The 15,932-nt window shown below is 74.6% G+C and carries 12 protein-coding genes; 6 read left to right on the forward strand and 6 right to left on the reverse strand.

The window, feature by feature from the left end; genetic code table 11:
* The 6 genes from ftsW (E4P40_RS20535) to E4P40_RS20560 form a co-directional block, all read right to left on the reverse strand.
* A partial coding sequence (gene ftsW / locus E4P40_RS20535; protein ID WP_245160467.1) for a putative lipid II flippase FtsW occupies positions 1-1,408 on the reverse strand: 1,408 nt, incomplete at its 3' end.
* Positions 1,405-2,829, reverse strand: a complete 1,425-nt coding sequence (gene murD / locus E4P40_RS20540) for a UDP-N-acetylmuramoyl-L-alanine--D-glutamate ligase (protein WP_245160468.1) — start codon at positions 2,827-2,829, stop codon at positions 1,405-1,407. The genes murD (E4P40_RS20540) and ftsW (E4P40_RS20535), both read right to left, overlap by 4 nt.
* A complete protein-coding gene (gene mraY, locus E4P40_RS20545) occupies positions 2,826-3,905 on the reverse strand; it encodes a phospho-N-acetylmuramoyl-pentapeptide-transferase (RefSeq protein WP_135160346.1) in 1,080 nt (359 codons plus the stop codon). Before mraY (E4P40_RS20545) ends, murD (E4P40_RS20540) begins: the two co-directional genes overlap by 4 nt.
* Complete coding sequence (gene murF / locus E4P40_RS20550) at positions 3,902-5,323, reverse strand: UDP-N-acetylmuramoyl-tripeptide--D-alanyl-D-alanine ligase (protein WP_135160347.1); 1,422 nt, start codon at positions 5,321-5,323, stop codon at positions 3,902-3,904. The genes mraY (E4P40_RS20545) and murF (E4P40_RS20550) overlap by 4 nt, the downstream gene beginning before the upstream one ends.
* Positions 5,320-6,900: a UDP-N-acetylmuramoyl-L-alanyl-D-glutamate--2,6-diaminopimelate ligase gene (locus E4P40_RS20555; protein ID WP_135160348.1), complete on the reverse strand. Its 1,581-nt coding sequence runs from the start codon at positions 6,898-6,900 to the stop codon at positions 5,320-5,322. Before E4P40_RS20555 ends, murF (E4P40_RS20550) begins: the two co-directional genes overlap by 4 nt.
* Positions 6,901-6,994: 94 nt before the next feature.
* Positions 6,995-7,963, reverse strand: coding sequence for a penicillin-binding protein 2 (locus E4P40_RS20560; RefSeq protein WP_245160469.1), 969 nt, complete (start codon positions 7,961-7,963; stop codon positions 6,995-6,997).
* Here E4P40_RS20560 and E4P40_RS20565 point away from each other — a divergent pair.
* The 6 genes from E4P40_RS20565 to ftsW (E4P40_RS20590) form a co-directional block, all read left to right on the forward strand.
* On the forward strand, positions 7,946-8,938 hold the full coding sequence (locus tag E4P40_RS20565) for a penicillin-binding protein 2 (RefSeq protein ID WP_245160470.1): 993 nt from the start codon (positions 7,946-7,948) through the stop codon (positions 8,936-8,938). The two genes, E4P40_RS20560 and E4P40_RS20565, sit on opposite strands and share 18 nt — an antisense overlap.
* 94 nt (positions 8,939-9,032) lie before the next feature.
* The gene (locus tag E4P40_RS20570; RefSeq protein ID WP_135160348.1) at positions 9,033-10,613 is read left to right on the forward strand and encodes a UDP-N-acetylmuramoyl-L-alanyl-D-glutamate--2,6-diaminopimelate ligase; all 1,581 of its coding nucleotides are present in this window, start codon (positions 9,033-9,035) and stop codon (positions 10,611-10,613) included.
* Positions 10,610-12,031 carry a UDP-N-acetylmuramoyl-tripeptide--D-alanyl-D-alanine ligase gene (murF, locus tag E4P40_RS20575; RefSeq protein ID WP_135160347.1) on the forward strand — a complete coding sequence of 474 codons (1,422 nt, stop codon included), beginning with the start codon at positions 10,610-10,612 and terminating at the stop codon, positions 12,029-12,031. The genes E4P40_RS20570 and murF (E4P40_RS20575) overlap by 4 nt, the downstream gene beginning before the upstream one ends.
* A complete protein-coding gene (mraY, locus tag E4P40_RS20580) occupies positions 12,028-13,107 on the forward strand; it encodes a phospho-N-acetylmuramoyl-pentapeptide-transferase (RefSeq protein ID WP_135160346.1) in 1,080 nt (359 codons plus the stop codon). Before murF (E4P40_RS20575) ends, mraY (E4P40_RS20580) begins: the two co-directional genes overlap by 4 nt.
* Positions 13,104-14,528 (forward strand): UDP-N-acetylmuramoyl-L-alanine--D-glutamate ligase, encoded by a 1,425-nt coding sequence (gene murD, locus E4P40_RS20585; protein WP_245160468.1) that lies wholly within the window; start codon positions 13,104-13,106, stop codon positions 14,526-14,528. Before mraY (E4P40_RS20580) ends, murD (E4P40_RS20585) begins: the two co-directional genes overlap by 4 nt.
* Positions 14,525-15,932, forward strand: a 1,408-nt coding sequence (gene ftsW / locus E4P40_RS20590; protein WP_245160467.1) for a putative lipid II flippase FtsW, incomplete at its 3' end; no start/stop codon positions are given. The genes murD (E4P40_RS20585) and ftsW (E4P40_RS20590), both read left to right, overlap by 4 nt.

Consider the following 15,932-nt stretch of genomic DNA (forward strand, 5'->3'; position numbering starts at 1 on the left):
GCACCGGCCGCGGAACGCCGGGACGGGCGTGGACGACGGTCCGGCCGCCGCTCACCACCGGGCGGGCCGACGGCCGGTCCTCCGGCTGGCGGCGCGGGCGGACGGGGTCGACCGCCGACGCCGGGACCGGCAGGAAGAACCGGGCGAGCGGTCCGCGGGTGCGGCCGCGCTGGGCCTCGATCGCCTCGGGCTCGGAGCGGGCGAACCGGGCGAGCAGCCCGACGATGAAGAGGGTGAGCACCAGCGAGGTGCCACCGGCGGAGATCAGCGGCAGCTGGACTCCGGTCACCGGCAGCAGGCCCACCACGTAGCCCATGTTCATGGCGGCCTGGCCGATCAGCCAGACGGTGATCGCGACGCAGGCGAGCTGGACGAAGCGGTCGGCCGACCGGCGGGCGATCCGGAAGCCGGCGTAGGCGAGCACGCCGTACAGGGTGACCACCACCAGGCAGCCGAGGAAGCCGAGCTCCTCGCCGATGATCGCGAAGATGTAGTCGCTCTCCGCGTGCGGCAGCAGGTTCCACTTCATGGCGCTGTTGCCCAGGCCGACCCCCCACAGCCCGCCGGTGGCCAGCGCGTAGAAGCCGCGGATCGCCTGGAAACCGCCCACCGTGGGGTCGGCGAACGGGTCCAGGAACGAGGTGATCCGCGCGAGGCGATAGGGCGCGATCCAGACCATCAGGGCGACCAGTCCGGCGGCCGCGGCGACGAACCAGCCGAAGTACCGCAGGGGCATCCCGCCGGCCCAGAGGAGCCCGACGAGGACGAGTCCGAGGCTGACCACGGCACCGAAGTCCGGTTCGGCGATCAGCAGCAGTGAGAGCACGCCGAACACCGGGAGCACAGGGACCAGCAGGGACGTCGTCGTCAGGTACCGCTCGCGCAGCGCCAGGACATGCGCTCCCCAGAGCGCGAAGACCAGCTTGGCGATCTCCGAGGGCTGCAGGTTCGCGAAGCCGAGGTCGAACCACTGACGGGCGCCGTTCAGCTTCAGCCCGATGCCCGGCACGAGGACCAGCAGCAGCATGCCGACGACCACGAGGAGAGCGATCGGCGACCAGCGGCGCAGGAACCCGGCGGGCAGCCGCAGGGCGACCAGCATGGCCCCGACCCCCAGGACAGCCCAGATCAGCTGCTGGACACCCGGCTTCCACGCGGGCTCGTCGGCCATCGCCGCCTCGATGGAGGAGGCGGAGAAGACCATGACCAGCCCGATGGTGAGCAGCAACCCCGCGGAGCCGAGCACCAGGTGGCAGCTCGTCATCGGACCGTCGAGCCAGGCGGGACCGCGCAGGCGCTGGGGCCGCTCGTGCCGGGTCCGCCTCGGCCCGGACGCCGTCGCCTGCGGGACCTCCGGAGCGGACGGGCGGGCGCGGGTGGCAGGGGTGGGGGTATGGGTGCGGGTCATCGCAGGGCCGCCACCGCGTCGGCGAAGGCGCGGCCGCGGTGGGCGTAGTCGCGGAAGACGTCCATCGAGGCGGCCGCGGGCGCCAGCAGCACGGTGTCGCCCGGACGGGCCAGCTCCGCCGCGGCGGCGACGACGTGCGCCATCGTCGCCTCGCCCGTCACACCAGTCCCGTCCATCCCGTCATCGTCGCCGCTCTCCACCGTCACGACGGGGACCGTCGGGGCGTGTCGCGCGAGTGACGCGGCCAGAACGCCCCGGTCGCGGCCCAGCAGGACCACTCCGGCGAGCCGGGAGGCGACGGCCGCGACCAGCGGATCGACGTCGGCCCCCTTCAGCAGGCCGCCGGCGATCCAGACCACGCGGGGGTACGCGGCCAGGGACGCCCCGGCCGCGTGCGGGTTGGTCGCCTTGCTGTCGTCGACGTAGTCGACCCCGCCGACGGTCGCGACCCGGACGTTGCGGTGGGCGCCGCCCCGGAAGCCCGCCAGTCCCCTGCCGACGGCCTCCCCGGGAATGCCGACCGCCCGGGCGAGGGCCGCGGCGGCCAGCGCGTTCACGGTGTTGTGCGGGCCGGGTACCTGGAGGCGGCCGCGCTCGAGCAGCACCTCTCCTGCGGGGTCCGCGCTGAACGCCCGGTCGACGAGGGCCCCGGCCCGCACCCCGAGCTGACCCGCAGCCGGCTCACCGAGGGTCACCGTCACCGGCCGGGGATGGGGCGCGACCAGCGCCGCCGCCACCGGGTTCCCGGCGTCGGCGACCGCCACCGGTGCGTGCTGGAGGATCTTCGCCTTCGCGTCCCGGTAGGCCGCGAACGAGCCGTGCCAGTCGGTGTGGTCGTCGGCGACGTTGAGGACGGCGGCCGCGGCAGGGGCGATGGACGAGGACCAGTGCAGCTGGAAGCTGGAGAGCTCGACGGCGACCGCGTCGTAGGCGGGTGTGCCGTCGTCCTCGAGCGAGGTGACGACCTCGACGAGCGGGCGCCCCACGTTCCCGGCCGCGACGGCCCGGCGGCCGGCCGCCAGCAGGATCGCCTCGAGCATCGTCACTGTCGTGGTCTTGCCGTTGGTGCCGGTCACCGCCAGCCAGGGGGCGGCGTTCCCCGCGGCGTCCACGGCGCGCAGCCGCCAGGCCAGCTCCGGTTCCCCGATCACCTCGACCCCGCGCCGGGCGGCGTCCTCCAGCAGCGGGGCGTCCGGCCGCCAGCCCGGCGAGGTGACGACCAGCGCCGTCCCCTCCGGCACGGAGTCGATGCGGCCCAGCCAGGTGGCCCCGGCAGCCGCGAGCTCGGCGACCACCGGCCGCTCGGAGGCGTCGGTCAGGAGGACCTGAGCGCCGCGGCCCAGGAGCACCCGCGCCGCCGCGGCCCCGGAGATACCGAGTCCGGCGACCAGCACGGTCCGCCCCTGCACGAGCACGGTCACAGGCCTACGAACTCGAGCCAGTCCGCGTAGAACAGGCCGATGCCGAAGGCCACCGCCATGGCGGTCACGAGCCAGAACCGCACGATGACGGTGTTCTCGGTCCAGCCGGCGAGCTCGAAGTGGTGGTGCAGCGGGGCCATCCGGAACACCCGCCGCCGGGTCGCGCGGAAGAACGCCACCTGGATGACCACCGACAGCGTCACGGCGACGAACAGACCGCCGAGGACGACGAGCAGCAGCTCGGTGCGGGTGACGATGGCCAGCCCCGAGAGCAGGCCCCCGAGGGCCAGCGAGCCGGTGTCGCCCATGAAGATCCGGGCCGGGCTGGTGTTCCACCAGAGGAACCCCAGACACGCGCCCAGGCCCGCCGCGGCCACCAGCGTCACGTCCAGCGGATCGCGGACGACGTAGCACCCCTCGATGAACTCGTTGGCGCAGTCGTGGGTGAACTGCCAGAACGAGATGAAGACGTAGGAGGCGAACACCATGGCCGACGAGCCCGCGGCCAGGCCGTCGAGGCCGTCGGTGAGGTTCACCGCGTTGGAGAACCCGGCGATGAAGAGGTAGGCCAGGATCACGAAGGCCACGGACCCGAGCGCGAACGGGGCGATGTCCCGTACGTAGGAGACGAACGTCGAGGCCGGCGTCACGCCCTCGCTGTTGGGGAAGTTGATCGCCAGGACGGCGAAGGCCACGCCGACGACCAGCTGGCCCACCAGCTTGGCCGTCTTGTTCAGTCCGAGGCTGCGGCGGTGCCGGATCTTGAGGTAGTCGTCGAGGAACCCGACCGTCCCCATGCCGACCATCAGGAAGAGCAGCATCAGGCCGGTGGCGGTGAAGCCCCAGTTGTCCTGGTAGCTGAGGAACAGGTGGGCGGCCAGGTAGCCGCCCACGGTGGCGCCGACGATCACCGTCCCGCCCATGGTGGGCGTGCCCTTCTTGGACAGGTGGCTCTCGGGGCCGTCGTCCCGGATCTCCTGGCCGAGGCCCTGCCGGCGGAACGCACGGATGGCCAGCGGGGTGAGCAGGATGGAGATGATCAGGCCGAAACCGGCCGCGATCAGGACGGACCTCACGCGCCGGCCCCGGGAGCAGGCAGATCAGCGGCCAGGAGATCGGCGGCGAGCAGCTCGAGGCCGTAGGAGCGACTGGCCTTCACGAGGACGACGTCCCCGGGACGGAGCACCTCCGACAGCAGTCCGCGGGCAGCGGCCCGGTCCGGCACGTGCACCGACTCCCTTCCTGTGCCACGCCCTGCAGCCAGTCCGGCTGCGGCCGCGCCCTCGGCTATGCCTACCGCATCGGGACCCACGGCCACGATCAGGTCGACCCCGGCGGCCGCGGCGTCGCGCCCGAGCCGCTCGTGCTCGGCGCCGGCGTCGGGTCCCAGCTCGGCCATGGCCCCGAGGACGGCGATGCGCCGCTCCCCCGCCAGGCCGGCCAGTGCCGCCAGCGCGGCCCGCATCGACTCGGGGTTGGCGTTGTAGGCGTCGTTGACGACGGTCACCCCGTCGGAGCGGCGGTCGACCTCCATCCGCCAGCGGCTGCGCGCTCCCGCCTCCGACAGCGCGGCGGCGACGTCGGCGGGCTGCATCCCGGCGGCGAGGGCGGCACCGGCGGCCGACAGCGCGTTGGCGACCTGGTGCTCGCCCACCACCTGCAGGGCGACGGGGTGCTCCTCCCCCGCGGCGACGAGCGTGAACCGGGGACGGGCGGCCTCGTCCAGCGAGACCGCGGTCGCCCGGACGTCGGCGTCGGGACCGCGGCCGGTGCGCAGGACGCGGGCGCTCGTGCGCGGCGCCATCCCGGCCACCCGCGGGTCGTCGGCGTTCAGCACGGCGGTGCCGTCGGCGGGCAGCGCCTCGACGATCTCGCCCTTGGCCCGGGCGATGCCGTCGGCGCTGCCGAATTCACCCAGGTGGGCCGAGCCGACGTTGAGCACGACCGACACCTGCGGACGGGCGACGCCGCACAGCCGGGCGATGTGCCCCGGCCCGCGCGACCCCATCTCGAGGACGAGGAAGCGGGTCTGCTCGTCGGCGCTGAGCACGGTGAGCGGCAGGCCGATGTCGTTGTTGTAGGAGCCGGGCGGGCTGACCGTCGGGCCCGCCGTGGCGAGGACCTGCCCGAGGAGGTCCTTGGTCGAGGTCTTGCCCGAGGAGCCGGTGATCGCCAGCGTCGTCAGCCCGCGCCCGGTCAGCCGGGCGTGCACGCCGGCGGCGAGGCGGCCCAGGGCGACGACCGGGTCGCTCACCACGACGGTCGACAGGGCGTCGTCCGGGCGCATGCTCAGCGCTGCCACCGCGCCGGCGGCCGCCGCGGCGCCGAGGAAGTCGTGCCCGTCGACCCGTTCGCCCGGGAAGGCGACGAAGAGGTCCCCCGGCTCGACGGTCCGCGAGTCGAGCGTGACCTTCCCGGTGACGACCGCGTCGGCGGGGCCGGTCAGGTCGCCGTCCACGAGTCCGGCGACCTCGCCCAGCTTCATCTCGATCATGCCGGCGTCCCCTGGGCGGCCAGCACCTCGCGCAGCACCTCGCGGTCGTCGAACGGGTGCACCGTGCCGGCGACCTCCTGGCCGGTCTCGTGGCCCTTGCCCGCCACCAGCACCGTGTCGGCGGGCCGGGCCAGCGCCACGGCCGTGGCCAGCGCGTCCCTGCGCCCGGCCACCTCCAGCACCTCGGCGCGGCGGTCCTCAGGGACCTCGTGCACGCCGGCGAGCATGGCCGCGCGGATGGCGGCGGGATCCTCGGAGCGTGGGTTGTCGTCGGTCACGACCAGTACATCGCTGCCGGAGGCCGCAGCGGTCCCCATCGCGGCCCGCTTTCCTGGATCCCGGTCGCCGCCGCACCCGAGGACGGTGATCAGCCGGCCGGTCGTGGCGTCGCGCAGCGCGGCGAGGGCGGTGCTGACGGCGTCCGGGGTGTGCGCGTAGTCGACGACGGCGACGAAGGGCTGCCCGGCGTCCACCGGTTCCATCCGGCCCGGGACGACGGTGTCTGCCAGCCCGGCGAGCGCCGTCCCGACGGGCACGCCGACGGCGTCGAGCAGGGCGACGGCGAGGACGGCGTTGGCGACGTTGAACCGCCCCGGCAGCCGCAGGCGGGCCGGCCACGAGCGGCCTCCGGGGCCGTGCAGGGTGAAGGTCGAGCCGCCGTCGGGGGCCGGGGCGACGCCGTCGGCCCACCAGTCCGCCGGACCCCCGGTCGCCACTGTCGCGGCGGCGGGGCGCAGAGCGGCCAGCCGGCGGCCTCCGTCGTCGTCGACGGTGATCGCCTCGGCGGCCGCGCGGCCGTCGAACAGCAGCGCCTTCGCCCGGAAGTACTCCTCGAGGTCGCCGTGGAAGTCCAGGTGGTCGCGGCCGAGGTTGGTGAAGCCCGCGGCGGCGAACCGGACGCCGCCGACCCGGCCGAGCACGAGGGCGTGGCTGGAGACCTCCATGACCACCCCCGTGACCCCCGAGGCGGCCATCTGCGCGAGCAGGGCGTGCAGCGCGGGTGCCTCCGGCGTGGTCCGGACGCTGGGCAGCGCGGTGACCGTCGGCGTGCCGTCGGCGGCCCACCCGCGCGTGCGCGTCTGGACGGTGCCGATCAGGCCGGTGCCCGAGCCGGCGGCGGCCAGGCCGGCCTCGACCAGGTAGGCCGTCGTCGTCTTGCCGTTCGTGCCGGTGATCCCGATGACCGTGAGCTGCCGGCTCGGCTCGCCGTAGACCCGGTCGGCGACCTGGCCGAGGAGCGCCCTCGGGTCGTCGACGACGCACACCGGAAGCCCGGTCGCCTCGGCGTCGGGACGGCCCGCCGGGTCGGTGAGGACGGCGACGGCACCCCGTGCGGCGGCGTCGGCGGCGAACCGGGCGCCGTGCGTGCGGGCACCGGGGAGCGCGGCGTAGAGGTCACCTGGCCGCACCTCGGCCGAGGCGAGTGTGACGCCGGTGACAGCCGGAGCGTCGGCAGGGTCAGCCACGGCGCCGACCGGGGAACCGACGAGGTCGGCGAGATCGGTCAGGCTGAGCGGGGCGGACTGCGGTCGGTCCCCCGCAGGCCGGGGCACCGACCCGGGGTCGGACGTGGTCACGGGGCTCCAATCTACCGGCGGGGACCCCTCGACCCGCGCACGTCGGCCCCTCCGCACGGCGGGACCGGGCGCAGCGGCCCCGCCGCGGGTGCGGTCAGGGGGCGGTGAGGACGAAGTCCGGCCGCGCGGCGCCCGACGGGACGACGCCGTCGGCGGTGAGCGCGTACCGCATGATGTCGGCGAACACGGGAGCCGCGACCTGGCCGCCCTCGGCGTCGCTGGTCGGGCGCTCCAGGTCGACGGCGACGACGTACTGGGGGTCGTCGGCCGGCGCGAAGCCGACGAACGTCGTCACGTAGCCGCCGCCCTCGTAGCAGTTGCACTCCGGATTGGCCCGCTGCGCGGTACCGGTCTTGCCGGCGACCCGGAAGCCCTCGATCTCCCCGAGGGGCGCGGTGCCGCCGTCCCCCACCACCGCCTCGAGCATGTAGGCCATCTGCTCGGCGGTGGACTCGCTGATGACGCGGGTCCGCTCGGGGTCGGGCGCCTCGCGCACCCGGCCGTCGGGCCGGGTCACGGCGTCCACGATGCGGGGCTCGATGCGGACGCCGTCGTTGGCGATGGCCTGGTAGATCGACGCCATCTGCAGGGTGGTCACGGAGACGCCCTGGCCGATGGCGACGTTGGCCGCCCGGACGCCGCTCCAGTCGTCGGAGTCCTGCAGGATGCCGGCGCTCTCACCGGGCAGCTCGATGCCCGTCGTGTCGCCGAGGCCGAACGCCCGGAGGTAGTGCTCGAGCTTCTCGTCGCCGACCTCGCGGGCCAGCATGATGGTGCCGACGTTGCTGGACTTGGCCAGGATGCCCGTGACGGTCCAGTCGATGGGCGCGTGGTCGTGGGCATCGGTCACCACCCGGTCACCCGCCTCGATGTGGCCGTTGACTTTGAGCACGGTGTCCGGGGTCGCGACGCCCTCCTCCAGCGCGGCCGAGAGCGTCACCGCCTTCATGACCGAGCCCGGCTCGAAGACGCTGGAGATGATCGGGTTGCCGAGCAGCGGCTGGGCGAGGCCTGCCTCGACGGTGCCACGACCCGGGCCTCCGCCGTGGTCCTCGACGTCCACACCGGCGAGGTCGTGGCCATGGGCTCCTGCCCCGGCTACGACCCCGGGGACTACTCGTCGACCGACCCGGACCTGCTCGGCAACCCGATCATCTCCAGCGTCTTCGAGCCGGGCTCGGTCATGAAGGCGGTGACGCTCTCGGCCGCGCTGGAGGAGGGCGTCGCGACCCCGGACACCGTGCTCAAAGTCAACGGCCACATCGAGGCGGGTGACCGGGTGGTGACCGATGCCCACGACCACGCGCCCATCGACTGGACCGTCACGGGCATCCTGGCCAAGTCCAGCAACGTCGGCACCATCATGCTGGCCCGCGAGGTCGGCGACGAGAAGCTCGAGCACTACCTCCGGGCGTTCGGCCTCGGCGACACGACGGGCATCGAGCTGCCCGGTGAGAGCGCCGGCATCCTGCAGGACTCCGACGACTGGAGCGGCGTCCGGGCGGCCAACGTCGCCATCGGCCAGGGCGTCTCCGTGACCACCCTGCAGATGGCGTCGATCTACCAGGCCATCGCCAACGACGGCGTCCGCATCGAGCCCCGCATCGTGGACGCCGTGACCCGGCCCGACGGCCGGGTGCGCGAGGCGCCCGACCCCGAGCGGACCCGCGTCATCAGCGAGTCCACCGCCGAGCAGATGGCCTACATGCTCGAGGCGGTGGTGGGGGACGGCGGCACCGCGCCCCTCGGGGAGATCGAGGGCTTCCGGGTCGCCGGCAAGACCGGTACCGCGCAGCGGGCCAATCCGGAGTGCAACTGCTACGAGGGCGGCGGCTACGTGACGACGTTCGTCGGCTTCGCGCCGGCCGACGACCCCCAGTACGTCGTCGCCGTCGACCTGGAGCGCCCGACCAGCGACGCCGAGGGCGGCCAGGTCGCGGCTCCCGTGTTCGCCGACATCATGCGGTACGCGCTCACCGCCGACGGCGTCGTCCCGTCGGGCGCCGCGCGGCCGGACTTCGTCCTCACCGCCCCCTGACCGCACCCGCGGCGGGGCCGCTGCGCCCGGTCCCGCCGTGCGGAGGGGCCGACGTGCGCGGGTCGAGGGGTCCCCGCCGGTAGATTGGAGCCCCGTGACCACGTCCGACCCCGGGTCGGTGCCCCGGCCTGCGGGGGACCGACCGCAGTCCGCCCCGCTCAGCCTGACCGATCTCGCCGACCTCGTCGGTTCCCCGGTCGGCGCCGTGGCTGACCCTGCCGACGCTCCGGCTGTCACCGGCGTCACACTCGCCTCGGCCGAGGTGCGGCCAGGTGACCTCTACGCCGCGCTCCCCGGTGCCCGCACGCACGGCGCCCGGTTCGCCGCCGACGCCGCCGCACGGGGTGCCGTCGCCGTCCTCACCGACCCGGCGGGCCGTCCCGACGCCGAGGCGACCGGGCTTCCGGTGTGCGTCGTCGACGACCCGAGGGCGCTCCTCGGCCAGGTCGCCGACCGGGTCTACGGCGAGCCGAGCCGGCAGCTCACGGTCATCGGGATCACCGGCACGAACGGCAAGACGACGACGGCCTACCTGGTCGAGGCCGGCCTGGCCGCCGCCGGCTCGGGCACCGGCCTGATCGGCACCGTCCAGACGCGCACGCGCGGGTGGGCCGCCGACGGCACGCCGACGGTCACCGCGCTGCCCAGCGTCCGGACCACGCCGGAGGCACCCGCGCTGCACGCCCTGCTCGCGCAGATGGCCGCCTCGGGGGTCACGGGGGTGGTCATGGAGGTCTCCAGCCACGCCCTCGTGCTCGGCCGGGTCGGCGGCGTCCGGTTCGCCGCCGCGGGCTTCACCAACCTCGGCCGCGACCACCTGGACTTCCACGGCGACCTCGAGGAGTACTTCCGGGCGAAGGCGCTGCTGTTCGACGGCCGCGCGGCCGCCGAGGCGATCACCGTCGACGACGACGGAGGCCGCCGGCTGGCCGCTCTGCGCCCCGCCGCCGCGACAGTGGCGACCGGGGGTCCGGCGGACTGGTGGGCCGACGGCGTCGCCCCGGCCCCCGACGGCGGCTCGACCTTCACCCTGCACGGCCCCGGAGGCCGCTCGTGGCCGGCCCGCCTGCGGCTGCCGGGGCGGTTCAACGTCGCCAACGCCGTCCTCGCCGTCGCCCTGCTCGACGCCGTCGGCGTGCCCGTCGGGACGGCGCTCGCCGGGCTGGCAGACACCGTCGTCCCGGGCCGGATGGAACCGGTGGACGCCGGGCAGCCCTTCGTCGCCGTCGTCGACTACGCGCACACCCCGGACGCCGTCAGCACCGCCCTCGCCGCGCTGCGCGACGCCACGACCGGCCGGCTGATCACCGTCCTCGGGTGCGGCGGCGACCGGGATCCAGGAAAGCGGGCCGCGATGGGGACCGCTGCGGCCTCCGGCAGCGATGTACTGGTCGTGACCGACGACAACCCACGCTCCGAGGATCCCGCCGCCATCCGCGCGGCCATGCTCGCCGGCGTGCACGAGGTCCCTGAGGACCGCCGCGCCGAGGTGCTGGAGGTGGCCGGGCGCAGGGACGCGCTGGCCACGGCCGTGGCGCTGGCCCGGCCCGCCGACACGGTGCTGGTGGCGGGCAAGGGCCACGAGACCGGCCAGGAGGTCGCCGGCACGGTGCACCCGTTCGACGACCGCGAGGTGCTGCGCGAGGTGCTGGCCGCCCAGGGGACGCCGGCATGATCGAGATGAAGCTGGGCGAGGTCGCCGGACTCGTGGACGGCGACCTGACCGGCCCCGCCGACGCGGTCGTCACCGGGAAGGTCACGCTCGACTCGCGGACCGTCGAGCCGGGGGACCTCTTCGTCGCCTTCCCGGGCGAACGGGTCGACGGGCACGACTTCCTCGGCGCCGCGGCGGCCGCCGGCGCGGTGGCAGCGCTGAGCATGCGCCCGGACGACGCCCTGTCGACCGTCGTGGTGAGCGACCCGGTCGTCGCCCTGGGCCGCCTCGCCGCCGGCGTGCACGCCCGGCTGACCGGGCGCGGGCTGACGACGCTGGCGATCACCGGCTCCTCGGGCAAGACCTCGACCAAGGACCTCCTCGGGCAGGTCCTCGCCACGGCGGGCCCGACGGTCAGCCCGCCCGGCTCCTACAACAACGACATCGGCCTGCCGCTCACCGTGCTCAGCGCCGACGAGCAGACCCGCTTCCTCGTCCTCGAGATGGGGTCGCGCGGGCCGGGGCACATCGCCCGGCTGTGCGGCGTCGCCCGTCCGCAGGTGTCGGTCGTGCTCAACGTCGGCTCGGCCCACCTGGGTGAATTCGGCAGCGCCGACGGCATCGCCCGGGCCAAGGGCGAGATCGTCGAGGCGCTGCCCGCCGACGGCACCGCCGTGCTGAACGCCGACGACCCGCGGGTGGCCGGGATGGCGCCGCGCACGAGCGCCCGCGTCCTGCGCACCGGCCGCGGTCCCGACGCCGACGTCCGGGCGACCGCGGTCTCGCTGGACGAGGCCGCCCGTCCCCGGTTCACGCTCGTCGCCGCGGGGGAGGAGCACCCCGTCGCCCTGCAGGTGGTGGGCGAGCACCAGGTCGCCAACGCGCTGTCGGCCGCCGGTGCCGCCCTCGCCGCCGGGATGCAGCCCGCCGACGTCGCCGCCGCGCTGTCGGAGGCGGGAGCGCGCAGCCGCTGGCGGATGGAGGTCGACCGCCGCTCCGACGGGGTGACCGTCGTCAACGACGCCTACAACGCCAACCCCGAGTCGATGCGGGCCGCGCTGGCGGCACTGGCCGGCCTGGCGGGGGAGCGGCGCATCGCCGTCCTCGGGGCCATGGCCGAGCTGGGACCCGACGCCGGCGCCGAGCACGAGCGGCTCGGGCGCGACGCCGCGGCCGCCGGGGTCGACCTGATCGTGGCCGTGGGTCCCGATGCGGTAGGCATAGCCGAGGGCGCGGCCGCAGCCGGACTGGCTGCAGGGCGTGGCACAGGAAGGGAGTCGGTGCACGTGCCGGACCGGGCCGCTGCCCGCGGACTGCTGTCGGAGGTGCTCCGTCCCGGGGACGTCGTCCTCGTGAAGGCCAGTCGCTCCTACGGCCTCGAGCTGCTCGCCGCCGATCTCCTGGCCGCTGATCTGCCTGCTCCCGGGGCCGGCGCGTGAGGTCCGTCCTGATCGCGGCCGGTTTCGGCCTGATCATCTCCATCCTGCTCACCCCGCTGGCCATCCGTGCGTTCCGCCGGCAGGGCCTCGGCCAGGAGATCCGGGACGACGGCCCCGAGAGCCACCTGTCCAAGAAGGGCACGCCCACCATGGGCGGGACGGTGATCGTCGGCGCCACCGTGGGCGGCTACCTGGCCGCCCACCTGTTCCTCAGCTACCAGGACAACTGGGGCTTCACCGCCACCGGCCTGATGCTGCTCTTCCTGATGGTCGGCATGGGGACGGTCGGGTTCCTCGACGACTACCTCAAGATCCGGCACCGCCGCAGCCTCGGACTGAACAAGACGGCCAAGCTGGTGGGCCAGCTGGTCGTCGGCGTGGCCTTCGCCGTCCTGGCGATCAACTTCCCCAACAGCGAGGGCGTGACGCCGGCCTCGACGTTCGTCTCCTACGTACGGGACATCGCCCCGTTCGCGCTCGGGTCCGTGGCCTTCGTGATCCTGGCCTACCTCTTCATCGCCGGGTTCTCCAACGCGGTGAACCTCACCGACGGCCTCGACGGCCTGGCCGCGGGCTCGTCGGCCATGGTGTTCGCCTCCTACGTCTTCATCTCGTTCTGGCAGTTCACCCACGACTGCGCCAACGAGTTCATCGAGGGGTGCTACGTCGTCCGCGATCCGCTGGACGTGACGCTGGTGGCCGCGGCGGGCCTGGGCGCGTGTCTGGGGTTCCTCTGGTGGAACACCAGCCCGGCCCGGATCTTCATGGGCGACACCGGCTCGCTGGCCCTCGGGGGCCTGCTCTCGGGGCTGGCCATCGTCACCCGCACCGAGCTGCTGCTCGTCGTCCTCGGCGGTCTGTTCGTCGCCGTGACGCTGTCGGTGGTCATCCAGGTGGCGTTCTTCCGCGCGACCCGGCGGCGGGTGTTCCGGATGGCCCCGCTGCACCACCACTTCGAGCTCGCCGGCTGGACCGAGAACACCGTCATCGTGCGGTTCTGGCTCGTGACCGCCATGGCGGTGGCCTTCGGCATCGGCCTGTTCTACGCGGACTGGCTCGAGTTCGTAGGCCTGTGACCGTGCTCGTGCAGGGGCGGACCGTGCTGGTCGCCGGACTCGGTATCTCCGGGGCCGCGGCGGCGCGGGTGCTCCTGGGCCGCGGCGCTCAGGTCCTCCTGACCGACGCCTCCGAGCGGCCGGTGGTCGCCGAGCTCGCGGCTGCCGGGGCCACCTGGCTGGGCCGCATCGACTCCGTGCCGGAGGGGACGGCGCTGGTCGTCACCTCGCCGGGCTGGCGGCCGGACGCCCCGCTGCTGGAGGACGCCGCCCGGCGCGGGGTCGAGGTGATCGGGGAACCGGAGCTGGCCTGGCGGCTGCGCGCCGTGGACGCCGCGGGGAACGCCGCCCCCTGGCTGGCGGTGACCGGCACCAACGGCAAGACCACGACAGTGACGATGCTCGAGGCGATCCTGCTGGCGGCCGGCCGCCGGGCCGTCGCGGCCGGGAACGTGGGGCGCCCGCTCGTCGAGGTCGTCACCTCGCTCGAGGACGACGGCACACCCGCCTACGACGCGGTCGCCGTCGAGCTCTCCAGCTTCCAGCTGCACTGGTCCTCGTCCATCGCCCCTGCCGCGGCCGCCGTCCTCAACGTCGCCGACGACCACACCGACTGGCACGGCTCGTTCGCGGCCTACCGGGACGCGAAGGCGAAGATCCTCCAGCACGCACCGGTGGCGGTCGCCGACGCCGGGAACCCGGTGGCGGCGGCGCTGGTCGCGCCCCATCCCCGGCCGGTGACGGTGACCCTCGGTGAGCCGGCTGCGGGTCAGCTCGGGGTGCGGGCCGGGGCCCTCGTCGACCGGGCGTTCAGCGCGGACCCCGCAGGAGAGGTGCTGCTCGAGCGCGGCCGCCTCCAGGTACCCGGCCCGCACAACACCGTGAACGCGCTGGCCGCCGCGGCCCTCGCCCGGGCGGTCGGCATTCCCGGGGAGGCCGTCGGCAGGGGACTGGCGGGCTTCCGGGGCGGCGCCCACCGCAACGTCCGGGTCGCGACCGTCGGCGGGGTCGACTACGTCGACGACAGCAAGGCGACCAACCCGCACGCGGCCGGGGCGTCCCTGGCCGCGTACCCCCGCGTGGTCTGGATCGCCGGCGGCCTGCTGAAGGGGGCCGACGTCGATCCGCTGGTCGCGGCCGTCGCCTCCCGGCTCGCCGGAGTGGTCCTGCTGGGCCGCGACCGGGGCGTTCTGGCCGCGTCACTCGCGCGACACGCCCCGACGGTCCCCGTCGTGACGGTGGAGAGCGGCGACGATGACGGGATGGACGGGACTGGTGTGACGGGCGAGGCGACGATGGCGCACGTCGTCGCCGCCGCGGCGGAGCTGGCCCGTCCGGGCGACACCGTGCTGCTGGCGCCCGCGGCCGCCTCGATGGACGTCTTCCGCGACTACGCCCACCGCGGCCGCGCCTTCGCCGACGCGGTGGCGGCCCTGCGATGACCCGCACCCATACCCCCACCCCTGCCACCCGCGCCCGCCCGTCCGCTCCGGAGGTCCCGCAGGCGACGGCGTCCGGGCCGAGGCGGACCCGGCACGAGCGGCCCCAGCGCCTGCGCGGTCCCGCCTGGCTCGACGGTCCGATGACGAGCTGCCACCTGGTGCTCGGCTCCGCGGGGTTGCTGCTCACCATCGGGCTGGTCATGGTCTTCTCCGCCTCCTCCATCGAGGCGGCGATGGCCGACGAGCCCGCGTGGAAGCCGGGTGTCCAGCAGCTGATCTGGGCTGTCCTGGGGGTCGGGGCCATGCTGGTCGCCCTGCGGCTGCCCGCCGGGTTCCTGCGCCGCTGGTCGCCGATCGCTCTCCTCGTGGTCGTCGGCATGCTGCTGCTGGTCCTCGTGCCGGGCATCGGGCTGAAGCTGAACGGCGCCCGTCAGTGGTTCGACCTCGGCTTCGCGAACCTGCAGCCCTCGGAGATCGCCAAGCTGGTCTTCGCGCTCTGGGGAGCGCATGTCCTGGCGCTGCGCGAGCGGTACCTGACGACGACGTCCCTGCTGGTCCCTGTGCTCCCGGTGTTCGGCGTGCTCTCACTGCTGCTGATCGCCGAACCGGACTTCGGTGCCGTGGTCAGCCTCGGACTCGTCCTCGTCGGGCTCCTCTGGGCCGGCGGGATGCCCCTGCGGTACTTCGGCTGGTTCGTCGCCGCGGCCGCCGGACTGGTCGCCCTGATGGTCTGGATCGCGCCCTATCGCCTCGCGCGGATCACCTCGTTCCTGGACCCGTTCGCCGACCCCACGGTGGGCGGTTTCCAGGCGATCCGCGGCTTCTACGCGCTGGCCACCGGCGGGCTGTGGGGGGTCGGCCTGGGCAACAGCGCCATGAAGTGGAACCTGCTGCCGCACGCGGAGAGCGACTACATCTTCGCGATCATCGGCGAGGAGCTCGGCTTCCTCGGCTGCCTGGTGGTGGTCACCCTGTACGGCGTGCTCGCCTACGCCGGCTTCCGGATCGCCCGCCGGTCGGCCGACCGCTTCGTCCAGCTCGCCTGCGTCGCGATCACCGTCTGGCTGATCGGCCAGGCCGCCATGAACATGGGCTACGTGGTGGGCCTGCTGCCGGTGACCGGAGTCCAGCTGCCGCTGATCTCCGCCGGTGGCACCTCGCTGGTGCTCACCCTCTTCATCGTCGGGCTGCTCGCCCGGTTCGCCCGCTCCGAGCCCGAGGCGATCGAGGCCCAGCGCGGCCGCACCCGCGGACCGCTCGCCCGGTTCTTCCTGCCGGTCCCGGCGTCGGCGGTCGACCCCGTCCGCCCGCGCCGCCAGCCGGAGGACCGGCCGTCGGCCCGCCCGGTGGTGAGCGGCGGCCGGACCGTCGTCCACGCCCGTCCCGGCGTTCCGCGGCCGGTGC

The organism is Blastococcus sp. CT_GayMR20, from assembly GCF_004570345.1.

Coding starts and splice junctions, on each gene's coding strand:
- murF (WP_135160347.1), bottom strand. CDS start 5,323: ATGATCGAGATGAAGCTGGGCGAGGTCGCCGGACTCGTGGACGGCGAC.
- murF (WP_135160347.1), top strand. CDS start 10,610: ATGATCGAGATGAAGCTGGGCGAGGTCGCCGGACTCGTGGACGGCGAC.